A 10,656-nucleotide genomic window follows, 5' to 3' on the forward strand; every position below is an offset into this window, starting at 1 on the left:
GCCCGATGAAAAAACGGCTTGCCGTTTCCGTCCTGGCCGCGGCGCTCGGCGCCTGCGCCCAGGCGCCGCATGAATCCTTTGGACCCGCCTCCATGGCCGCCGGCCGCGCCGCGCCCGCCCTGGACGCACCCACCCTGTCCGCCTACGGCTGACGCCTGGCGGAGGCCGCCGACCGCCACGGCAAGCCCGTCGAGGCCTTGCGCGCGGGGCGGGAACGGCCGCTGCGCCTGTCGTTCTCCGGAAGATCACTGAGCGTGCAGGGGGGCTGCAACACCCGGTTCGGCGGCTATGCGCTCGAGTCCGGCGCCCTGCGGCCGGGCTGTTGCATTCAAAAAATGGATGGCATAGATTCCAATATTTAATTGGTAAATATCACGGTCGCCCGTTAAGGTGGGGCATCCGCTTCCGGATATCCCATCCCCGGCCCCCGCGCAGGGGGCCGCAACGCACGACCCGTGGAGTTTCCATGTCCAGGACCTACTATGCGCCGCACGGCGGCCATCCCCCGCAGACCGATCTGCTGACCGACCGCGCGATGTTCACCGAAGCCTACGCCGTCATTCCGAAAGGCGTGGTGCGCGACATCGTCACCAGCCACCTGCCGTTCTGGGACGACACCCGGCTGTGGGTCCTGGCGCGCCCGCTGACGGGCTTCGCCGAAACCTTCTCGCAGTACATTGTCGAGGTCGGCGCGGGCGGCGGCAGCGAGCGGCCCGAACAGGACCCGGAGGCCGAGGGCGTGCTGTTCGTCGTCGAGGGCGGGATCGAGCTGACCCTGGCCGGCGCGAAGCATGTCCTGAAGCCGGGCGGCTACGCCTTCATCCCGCCGGCCTCGGACTGGGCCCTGCGCAACCGCGGCGCCGAGGCCGCCCGCTTCCACTGGATCCGCAAGCGCTACCAGGCCGTGGACGGCGTGCCCCTTCCGGAGGCCTTCGTCACCAACGAGCAGGACGTCGAGCCCATCGCCATGCCGGGCACCGAGGGCCGCTGGGTCACCACGCGTTTCGTGGACATGGCCGACATGCGCCACGACATGCACGTGAACATCGTCACCTTCCAGCCCGGCGGCATCATCCCCTTCGCCGAGACCCACGTGATGGAGCACGGCCTGTATGTGCTGGAAGGCCAGGCGGTGTACCGGCTGAACCAGGACTGGGTCGAGGTCCAGGCCGGGGATTTCATGTGGCTGCGCGCCTTCTGCCCGCAGGCCTGCTACGCGGGCGGTCCCGGCCCCTTCCGCTACCTGCTGTACAAGGACGTCAATCGCCACGCTTCCCTGACGCTGGGGAATCTGGGCCGTTGAGCGGTGTCTCCCCACCGCGCGCCTTGCAAGGCACGCGGATTCGTCCGGCTCAGGACAGTCCGCGGTGGCCTGTCCCGTGTCTCTCCTCATCCAGCATGTCGGCCAGAGCCCGCGCCAGGGCCTGGACGGTGACGTCCGCCGCCGGGCGGTGGAAAAGGGCGATCTCGTAGTCGTCGACGGTCGGCAGGCCTTCGCGGGCTCCGAGGACGGCATGGTCCCGCGTCACGGTGCGCAGGGGCAGCAGGCTGATGCCCAGGCCGGCCGCCACCGCGTGCTGGATGCCGTTCAGGCTGGAGCAGGTATAGGCGATGCGCCAGTTCCGGCCCATGGCCTCGATGGCGCGGATGATGTCCTCCCGGTACAGGCCCCGGGGCGGAAAGGTCACCAGCGGCACCGGATCGGCCCGCAGGCACGGATGCCGCGCGCTGTCGATCCAGGCCAGGGTTTCCGGGCGGCAGGCGACGGCCGCGCGGCTGTGGCGGCGCTGCTTGACCAGGATCAGGTCCAGTTCCCCCCGGTCGTAGCTGGACACCAGGCCGGAGCACAGGCCGCTGGTGATTTCCAGCTTGACCTGGGGATGGTGCCGGCTGAAGTCCGCCAGGACCTGCGTCGCGCGGCTGGCGACGAAATCCTCCGGTACGCCCAGCCGGACGATGGCGCCGACCGCCGCGCCCGCCATCACGTCCAGGATCTGGTCGTTCAGCGCCAGCAGGTGGCGGGCGTGGCCGAGCAGCGCCTGGCCGGCGTCGGTCGGCAGGATCTCGCGGCTGCCGCGCTCCAGCAGGCGATGGCCGACCAGGTCCTCGAGCCGGCGGATCTTCTGGCTGACGGTGGACTGGGTGGAGTGCAGGCGGGCCGCGGCGGCGGTGAAGCCGCCGCAGTCCACCACGGCGACGATCGCCTTCAGCAGGTCCGGATCGAGGAGCGGCCGGTGGGGCCCGTCGGGTTTCATGCCTGGATTATCCCGCATTCGGGCACGCGCGGGCGCCGGCCTGGGAGTCAGCGCCGCAACAGCCGCAGGCCGTTGCCCACCACCAGCAGGCTGGCGCCCACGTCGGCGAACACCGCCATCCACAGGGTACCCAGGCCGGCGACCGTCAGGACCAGGAACACCGCCTTGATGCCCAGGGCGATGGCGATGTTCTGCACCAGGATCCGGTGGGTGGCGCGCGACAGCCGGATGAACCAGGGGATCTTGCGCAGATCGTCGTCCATCAGCGCGACGTCGGCGGTCTCGATGGCGGCGTCCGTGCCCATCGCGCCCATGGCGAAGCCCACGTCGGCGCGCGCCAGGGCGGGCGCGTCGTTGATGCCGTCGCCCACCATGCCCACGGCGGTACCCGGCACGGCCAGGCCGCCGACGATCCGCAGCTTGTCCTCGGGCAGCAGATCGCCTTCGGCGCGGTCGATGCCGGCCTGGGCGGCGATGGCCGCGACGGTGTGCGGGTTGTCGCCCGACAGCATGGCGGTGCGCACGCCCAGCGCGTGCAGGGCCTGGATCGCGGCCGCGCTGTCGGGCTTGATCGTGTCGGCGACGGCGTAGAGCGCCAGGGCGCGGTGCTCGTCGGCCAGCAGGACGACGGTCTTGCCCTGGCGTTCCAGGGCTTCCAGGCGGGCTTCCAGGTCGGGCGAGCACAGGCCGCGTTCGTGGATCAGCCGGTGGTTGCCCAGCAGGTGCGGGCGGCCGTCGACGAGGCCGCGGGTCCCGCGCCCGGCCAGGGCCTCGAAGGCCTCGACCGGCGCGGCGGGTCCCGCGTCCAGGCCCTGCGCCACGGCGCGGGAGACGGGATGGTCGGAACGGGCCGCCAGCGCGGCGGCCAGGGCGTGGCTGCGCGCGGGGTCGGCCGCGTCCAGGGCCAGCGCGTCGGTCAGCACCGGCCGGCCGTGCGTGACGGTGCCGGTCTTGTCCAGCGCGATCCAGCGCAGCAGCCGGCCCTGTTCCAGGTGGACGCCGCCCTTGACCAGGACGCCGTGGCGGGCCGCCGCCGCCAGGCCGCTGACGATGGACACCGGCGTCGAGATCACCAGGGCGCAGGGGCAGGCGATCACCAGCAGGACCAGCGCCTTGTAGATCCAGTCGTGCCAGCCGCCCAGGCCCAGCAGGGGCGGCAGCACGGCGATGGCCACGGCCAGCAGCACCACCAGCGGGGTGTAGACCCGGGCGAAGCGGTCCACGAAGCGCTGCGTGGGCGCGCGCGCCGACTGCGCCGATTCGATGGCCCGGATGATGCGCGCCAGGGTCGAATCGCCGGCGGCCGCCAGGGCGCGGTATTGCAGCTCGCCCGCGCCGTTGATGGTGCCGGCGTAGACCGGGTCGCCGGCCGTCTTGTCCACAGGCAGGCTTTCGCCGGTGATGGGGGACTGGTCCACGGCCGAGCGGCCGGACTCGACCCGGCCGTCCAGGGCGATGCGCTCGCCCGGCCGGACCCGCACCAGGGCGCCGGGGGACACGTCGCGCGCGGGGACGTCGCGCCACCCGCCGTCCGCCTGGCGGACCGAAGCCCGCTCGGGCGCGAGCCGCAGCAGGCCCTGCACGGCGCGGCGGGCGCGGTCCAGCGAGCGCGCCTCGATGCGCTCGGCCAGGGTGAACAGCACCATCACCATCGCCGCCTCGGCCCATTGGCCCAGGACCAGGGCGCCGGTGACGGCGATGCTCATCAGGGCGTTGATGTTCATCTGGCCGTGGCGCAGCGCGGTCCAGCCCTTGCGGTAGGTGCCCAGGCCGCAGCCGGCGATGGCGAGGACCGCCAGGACCGCCGGGACGGCCCAGGGCGCCTCGGCCCAATGGGCGGCCTCGGCCGCCAGGGCGGCGGCGCCCGAGGCCGCCAGCGGCCACCAGGGTCCGGGCGCCTCGGGCGCCATGCCGGCCGGCGCGGCGGCCTCGCCGGCCTGTTCCGGCGTGAAGCCCAGGTCGCGGATCGCCCGCAGGATGGATTCGAGCGCGTCCGGCGCATGGACGACGGTCAGGACGCGCCGCATCAGGTTGAAGTCCAGCGAGCGCACGGCGGGCAGGGCGGACAGCGCTTTGCGGATCAGCGCTTCCTCGGTGGGGCAGTCCATCTGCTGGATGCGCAGCTCGGTCCGCAGGTCCGCGCCCTGTTCGACGGAGGGCGCCAGCGGGACGGCGTCCGGCCGGCCGTGCGGGCGGGGATCGGCCGCGCCGCACCCATGGCCGCACGGGTCGGGCGCCCGGGCATGGCCGTGATCGTGACCGTGCGGGTGGCCGTGATCGGGGCCTGCGGCGGGGTGTCCGTGGGCGTCGTGACCGTGTGCGTGCGGCATGGCGGATTCCTGTGCTGCGATCTATGATGGCAGTACACACCTTGTAGCCGCTGCAAGGTCAAGCGCCCGGGACGCCCTCCTGAAAAGGTCCCCCGGCCGCCATTTCCCTCCGGAGGACCCCGCATGAAGATCGGCGAACTGGCCCGCGCCGCCCGCTGTTCCACCGAAACCGTCCGCTTCTACGAAAAGGCCGGCCTGCTGCCCGCGCCCGCCCGCAGCGAGGGCAACTACCGGCAGTACGGCCCCGCGCACCTGGAGCGCCTGCGCTTCATCCGCAACTGCCGGGGGCTGGACATGGCGCACGACGAGATCCGCGCGCTGCTGGGCATGATCGACCATCCCGCCCGCGATTGCGGCCCGATCAACCACCTGCTGGACGAGCACATCGCCCACGTCGACGTGCGCCTGCGCGAGCTGCAGGACCTGCAGCGGCAACTGGTGGAGCTGCGGGAGCAGTGCCGCGCCGAGCAGCCAGTGGATGCCTGCGGCATCGTGCAGGGACTGGCGCGCATGGAGACGGCCGACGGCCCGGCGCGAAACACGCACATCGGTTGAATGAGGCGGGCCGGCATCCGGCCAGAGCACGAGACGGGAAGCCGCAGACAGTGCTATTGCACGGCAAGGCGAACCAACGACGTGATGCGGCCGGATGCCGGCCCGCCCTAGACCGGGTCGAAGTGGGTCATGACATCCAGCACCGGCAGGTCCTCCATGACGCGGCGCCGGGCCTCGACGGCGATGGCGTGGCCCGCCTCGATCGTCAGCCGGCCGTCCATTTCGATGTCCACCTCTACCCAGACCATGTCGCCCATCTTGCGGGTGCGCAGGTCGTGGATGCCGCGCACGCCGGGCGTGCCCAGGATGCGTTCGCGGATGGCGCGCTCGGTGTCGGCGTCGGCGGCCCGGTCCACCAGGTCGTTGAAGGCCTGCCAGGAAAATTTCCAGCCCATGCGCACGATCATCAGGCCCACCACCAGGGCGGCCAGGGGATCGGCCAGCGGCAGGCCCGCCAGGTTGGCGCCCACCCCCATCGCCACCACCAGCGACGAGGCCGCGTCCGAGCGGGCGTGCCAGGCGTTGGCCACCAGCAGGGTGGAGCGCACGCGGCGCGCGACCCGCAGCAGGTAGCGGAACAGCAGTTCCTTGGAGAGCAGGGCCAGCAGGGCGACGTAGAAGGCGGCCGGATGGACGACGGGGATCAGTTCGGGCGCCTGCAGGCGCTGGAAGCTGCCCCACAGCATGCCCAGGCCGACGGCGCCCAGCAGCACGCCGATGCCCAGCGTGGCGGCCGTCTCGAAGCGCAGGTGTCCGTAGGGGTGGTCGGCGTCCGGACCCTTGGCGCTGTGCTTGTTGGCGAACAGCACCAGCCCGTCGGATACCAGGTCCGACAGGGAGTGGATGGCGTCCGCCACCAGGGCCTGGGATTGCGCGAACAGGCCGACCGCCATCTGGACGCCGGTCAGCAGGAGGTTCACCCAGACGCTGACCCAGGTGCTGCGCCGGGCGGCGGCCTGGCGGTCCGGCGTTTCGACGCGGAGGGCGGGTGGAGGAGACATGCCCGCAAGTATACGGCGGGCGGTCCCGGCGGACGCGTGCGGTACACTGAAAATCCGGTCGGCCATACAGGATCGCGGTCCGCATGCGGCTTCCTTTTCGTTCCGTCCCGGCGCGCTGCGCGCGCCTGGTGCATCGGTTTCCCTGGCATTGGCTGATCGCCGCGCTGGTCGCGGCCGACGGCTACCTGTTCCTGCGGCCGCTCTGGCAGGCCATCGGCAGCCAGGGCCTGCTGCAGACCCTGCAGATCCGCGACGGCGCCGGCGTCGCGGCCTTCCTGGATTCGGGCGGCATCGCCCAGATGTCGCGGCTGATGCTGGGCCTGGGCGTGCAGGTGATGGCGGTCGGGCTGCTGTACCGCGCCCGCATCGCCTGGACCATCACCCTGCTGCTGCTCGCGGCGGTGGGCACGGTGTCCCTGTGGCACGGCCAGGGACATTTCGGCCTGCTCGCCTATACGGCCGTGCTGGCCGGGGCGCTGATCGGCTACTGGCGCCATTTCGACCGGGCCAGCCTGACGGCGGGCAGCCTGTTCGCCGCGCTCAGCGTGCTCAGCCTGCTGGTCTACGCGGTGTTCGGCGTCCTCTACCTGGGCGAGGAATTCTCGCCGCCTGTGCGCGATCCGGTCACGGCCCTGTATTTCTCCATCGTGTCCATGTCCACGGTGGGGTATGGGGACATCGGCCCGAAGACCGACGCGGCGCGCCTGTTCACGATATCCATCATCATTCTGGGAATCACGGTCTTCGCCACGTCCATCAGCGCCGTGGCCGGACCCTTGATCGGCGGCAACATCCGCCGGCTGATGCACGGAAGGAAACCACGCACCATGCGCAAGAACCACATCATCCTGGCGGGGCTCGGCCCCCTGGCCGAGAGCCTGTACGGCGCGCTGCGCCAGCGCGGCCACGACGTCACGGTCATCGTCCCGTCGGCCGAAGGCCATCCGTATCCGGCCGACGCCGACGTGCTGGCGGGCGACGCCTCGGAAACCGGCGTCCTGCTGCAGGCCGGCGCGGCGCACGCCCGGTACGTGCTGGCCCTGCGCCAGGACGACGCGGAGAACGCCTTCATCGTCATGGCGGGCCGCGAGGCCGGCGGCCCGGACACCAAGCTGGTCGCCCTGGCGAACTCGCCCCAGCACCTGGCCAAGATCCGGCGGGTGAATCCCGACATCCTGATCTCGCCGCAGGCGCTGGGCAGCGAGATCCTGGCCCGCACCCTGAGCGGCGAATCCATCGACGAGGCGCTGATCACGCGCCTGCTGTTCGGCGAGAAGACGCCCGACCCGGCCTGACCGGGCCCCCGCTCAGCGGATGCGCATGCCCGGCTGGGCGCCTTCCCAGGGCTCCAGCACGTAGATGCCGGCGTCCACGCCCTCGTCGGCGTGGCTGGCCGCCAGCACCATGCCCTCGGACACGCCGAAGCGCATCTTGCGCGGCGCGAGGTTGGCCACCAGCACGGTCAGCTTGCCGGCCAGGTCCTCGGGCCTGTAGGCCGACTTGATGCCGGAGAACACCTGCCGCAGGCGGCCTTCGCCCACGTCCAATGACAGGCGCAGCAGCTTGTCCGAGCCCTCGACTTCCGCGCATTCGACGATGCGCGCGATGCGCAGGTCGATGCGGCCGAAGTCCTTGATGTCGATGGGATCGGCGATGGGCTCGCCGCCCGGCACGGCGGCCGGGGCCTGGGGCGGCTCGAACAGGGCGTCGAGCAGGGCCGGATCGACGCGCTGCATCAGGTGCTTGAAGGCGGCGATGCGCGCGGGCAGCTCGCCGGCGTCGGCCCAGGCGTAGGTCCTGTCGCGGCCGAACAGTTCGCGGGCGACGCGTTCGGTGAGCGCCGGCAGCACCGGCGTCAGCATCACCGACAGGGCCTGGAAGCCGGCCAGGGCGCGCGAGCAGATGTCCTGCAGCGCGGCCTTCTGTGCGGGTTCTGCCTGGGCGATGCCCTTGGCCAGCACCCAGGGCTGGGCCGCGTCGAAGGCCTGGTTGATCTTGTCGGCCTGCGCCATGATCCGGCGGATGGCGCGGCCGTATTCGCGCGCCTCGAAGTCGGCCCGCACCTGTCCGGCGCAGTCGCGCAGTTCGGCACGCAGGGCCTCGGTGTCGCCTGCATAGGCCAGGGCGCCGTCGAAATGGCGGGTGATGAAGGTGGCCGCCCGGCTGGCGATGTTGACGTACTTGCCGATCAGGTCGCTGTTGACGCGGGCGACGAAGTCGTCCGGGTTGAAGTCCAGGTCCTCGACGTGGGCGTTGAGCTTGGCGGCGATGTAGTAGCGCAGCCATTCGGCGTCCATGCCGATGTCCAGGTAGCGCAGCGGGGAAATCCCCGTGCCGCGGCTCTTGGACATCTTTTCCCCGCTGACGGTGATGAAGCCGTGCACGTGCAGCAGGTCGGGGACCTTGCGGCCGGAGAACTTCAGCATCGCGGGCCAGAACAGGGCGTGGAAATAGACGATGTCCTTGCCGATGAAGTGCACCTGCTCGGTGTCGCCGTCCGGCGCCAGCAGGGCGTCGAAGTCCAGGCCGTTCTTGCGGCAGTAGGCCTTCAGCGAGGCCAGGTAGCCGACCGGGGCGTCCAGCCAGACGTAGAAATACTTGCCCGGCGCGTCGGGGATGGGAATGCCGAAGTAGGGCTCGTCGCGGGAGATGTCCCAGTCGGCGAGGTTCGCCTCGGCGCCCTCGGCCGTGCCCAGCCATTCGCGCGTCTTGGCGAGGACTTCGGACTGCAGCCGGGCGGTACCGTCGGCGCGCGTCCCCGTGGTCCATTCCTGCAGGAAGGCCACGCAGCGCGGGTCCGACAGGCGGAAGAAGAAGTGTTCGGAACTGCGCAGCACCGGCCGCGCCTTGGTCAGGGTGGAATAGGGCTCGATCAGTTCGGTCGGGCTGTAGACGGCGCCGCAGGATTCACAGGAATCGCCGTACTGGTCCTTGGCGTGGCAGCGCGGGCATTCGCCCTTGATGTAGCGGTCGGGCAGGAACATGCCCTTGACCGGATCGTAGAACTGCTCGATCTCGCGGCTGTCGATGAAGCCGGCGGCCTTGAGCGCGCGGTAGATGTCCTGGGACAGCCCGACGTTCTCCGGCGTGTCGGTGCTGTGCCAGTGGTCGAAGCGGATGTGGAAGCCGTCCAGGTACTTCGGCCGCTCGGCGGCGTAGCGGCCCACCAGTTCCTGGGGCGTGATGCCCTCGGCCTGGGCCTTGAGCATGATGGGCGCGCCGTGGGCGTCGTCCGCCCCCACGAAATGCACGGTGTGGCCCGCCATGCGCATGGCGCGCACCCAGGTGTCGGCCTGGATGTATTCCATGATGTGGCCGATGTGGAAGGAACCGTTGGCGTAGGGCAGGGCGGTGGTGACGAAGATCGTGCGCGACATGGGGGCGGGAAGAGGGGAAAAGGCAAAGGATTGATTCTATCAGTCCGTGATGCTCGTCATGAGGTCCTGTCCCCCATGAAGATGAGTGTGACATTGATGGCGCACCTCGCCTGGCGATGCTGATGTTCTGTGTCCATACTGCTCCGGTCGATGATCCGATTGATCTTTATTCGTCAATAAACGAAAATGATTCCCTACCGGATTGAACACTACCTGACGGCGGATGGGCAGGACGATGTTTATCTGAACTGGCTTCGTCGCGTGCGTGACCTCCAGGCCAAGGTGGCGGTGATCCGGCGCGTGAACCGGATCGAGCAGGGCAACTTTGGCGACCACAAATTCTGCCGGGATGGCATCTGGGAATTGCGTGTCGATGTCGGGCCAGGCTATCGCGTGTACTACGCCTGGGCGGGACAGCGCGTCGTGCTGCTGCTTGGCGGTGGCGACAAGCGCACACAGGACACCGACATCGATCGAGCTGTAGCTTATTGGCGGGACTGGCAATGGAGAAATGACGATGAGAAGCAGAGGACATGACGAGGCGATGGCCGAGCTGTATCGCAGCGATCCGGCGCTGGCGCTGGAGGTGATCAACGGCATCCTGGAAGAGGGCGATCAGGCGGAACTGCTGACGGTGCTACGTCAGCTTGCGCAGGCGTTCGGCGGCGTGCAGGCGGTGGCGGAGCAAGCGCATCTGAATCCGACGCAGCTTTATCGGACGCTGTCCCCGAAGGGAAATCCGGCGTTGAGCAGCCTGACGGCGATTCTGAAGGCGATGGGGTTAAGGTTGGCGGTGCAGCCGGTGGATTGTCTTGAGCCTGCGCGTGGGGGGTGACCGCAGTCGGCCATAAACAGCCAGTCGACTCTCCAGGCTAGATCGTTGATAATATTTGATGCATTTTTTACCAAACATAATGAAAAGACTCGTTTGGCTTAGACGAGATTACACACAAGGATTGCAACAATGAAGGCGCTAGGCGACGGATTATCGTTCGGTCAGGAAAACTATTGTTCATTTGTCAGTGACTTGCGAGACGAAAGTAGTCGTCCCTGAAAAATTCATTTGTCCTGTTTCAGGCCGAATTTCCGGCGATCCGAGGCCACGGATTTCGATAGGGCAGGCAGCCCACCGGATCAA

General features: G+C 69.5%; 10 protein-coding genes. 6 read left to right on the forward strand and 4 right to left on the reverse strand.

All coding sequences use genetic code 11. The annotated features are described in order from the left end of the window. Nucleotides 1–5: 5 nt before the first annotated feature. Nucleotides 6–152, forward strand: coding sequence for a hypothetical protein (locus tag HNR28_RS03755; RefSeq protein ID WP_170288513.1), 147 nt, complete (start codon nucleotides 6–8; stop codon nucleotides 150–152). Between the two features lie 314 nt (nucleotides 153–466). Beyond that, complete coding sequence (locus HNR28_RS03760; protein WP_151025283.1) at nucleotides 467–1,303, forward strand: bifunctional allantoicase/(S)-ureidoglycine aminohydrolase; 837 nt, start codon at nucleotides 467–469, stop codon at nucleotides 1,301–1,303. Between the two features lie 49 nt (nucleotides 1,304–1,352). On the opposite strand, the gene HNR28_RS03765 is transcribed toward HNR28_RS03760, so the two are convergent. Together HNR28_RS03765 and HNR28_RS03770 are read right to left on the reverse strand one after the other, a co-directional pair. Further along, a complete protein-coding gene (locus HNR28_RS03765; RefSeq protein ID WP_151025282.1) occupies nucleotides 1,353–2,255 on the reverse strand; it encodes a LysR substrate-binding domain-containing protein in 903 nt (300 codons plus the stop codon). Nucleotides 2,256–2,302: 47 nt separating this feature from the next. After that, nucleotides 2,303–4,585, reverse strand: coding sequence for a heavy metal translocating P-type ATPase (locus HNR28_RS03770; RefSeq protein WP_184142497.1), 2,283 nt, complete (start codon nucleotides 4,583–4,585; stop codon nucleotides 2,303–2,305). Nucleotides 4,586–4,708: 123 nt separating this feature from the next. Between HNR28_RS03770 and cadR the strand changes: the two genes are divergently transcribed. Then, nucleotides 4,709–5,140, forward strand: a complete 432-nt coding sequence (gene cadR, locus HNR28_RS03775) for a Cd(II)/Pb(II)-responsive transcriptional regulator (protein WP_151025449.1) — start codon at nucleotides 4,709–4,711, stop codon at nucleotides 5,138–5,140. A 107-nt stretch (nucleotides 5,141–5,247) separates the two neighbouring features. On the opposite strand, the gene HNR28_RS03780 is transcribed toward cadR, so the two are convergent. After that, entirely contained in the window at nucleotides 5,248–6,141 is an 894-nt protein-coding gene (locus HNR28_RS03780) for a cation diffusion facilitator family transporter (protein WP_043684208.1), read from the reverse strand. An 83-nt stretch (nucleotides 6,142–6,224) separates the two neighbouring features. Between HNR28_RS03780 and kch the strand changes: the two genes are divergently transcribed. Further along, the gene (gene kch / locus HNR28_RS03785) at nucleotides 6,225–7,436 is read left to right on the forward strand and encodes a voltage-gated potassium channel protein (RefSeq protein ID WP_052355917.1); all 1,212 of its coding nucleotides are present in this window, start codon (nucleotides 6,225–6,227) and stop codon (nucleotides 7,434–7,436) included. 12 nt (nucleotides 7,437–7,448) lie between these two features. On the opposite strand, the gene metG is transcribed toward kch, so the two are convergent. Then, nucleotides 7,449–9,518, reverse strand: a complete 2,070-nt coding sequence (gene metG / locus HNR28_RS03790) for a methionine--tRNA ligase (protein ID WP_151025450.1) — start codon at nucleotides 9,516–9,518, stop codon at nucleotides 7,449–7,451. Between the two features lie 186 nt (nucleotides 9,519–9,704). Between metG and HNR28_RS03795 the strand changes: the two genes are divergently transcribed. Both HNR28_RS03795 and HNR28_RS03800 read left to right on the forward strand, forming a co-directional pair. Next, nucleotides 9,705–10,055 carry a type II toxin-antitoxin system RelE/ParE family toxin gene (locus HNR28_RS03795; RefSeq protein ID WP_151025451.1) on the forward strand — a complete coding sequence of 117 codons (351 nt, stop codon included), beginning with the start codon at nucleotides 9,705–9,707 and terminating at the stop codon, nucleotides 10,053–10,055. After that, nucleotides 10,036–10,353: a helix-turn-helix domain-containing transcriptional regulator gene (locus HNR28_RS03800; protein ID WP_151025452.1), complete on the forward strand. Its 318-nt coding sequence runs from the start codon at nucleotides 10,036–10,038 to the stop codon at nucleotides 10,351–10,353. The genes HNR28_RS03795 and HNR28_RS03800 overlap by 20 nt, the downstream gene beginning before the upstream one ends. Nucleotides 10,354–10,656: the final 303 nt, after the last annotated feature.

Source organism: Castellaniella defragrans (assembly GCF_014203015.1).
GTDB lineage: Bacteria > Pseudomonadota > Gammaproteobacteria > Burkholderiales > Burkholderiaceae_B > Castellaniella > Castellaniella defragrans.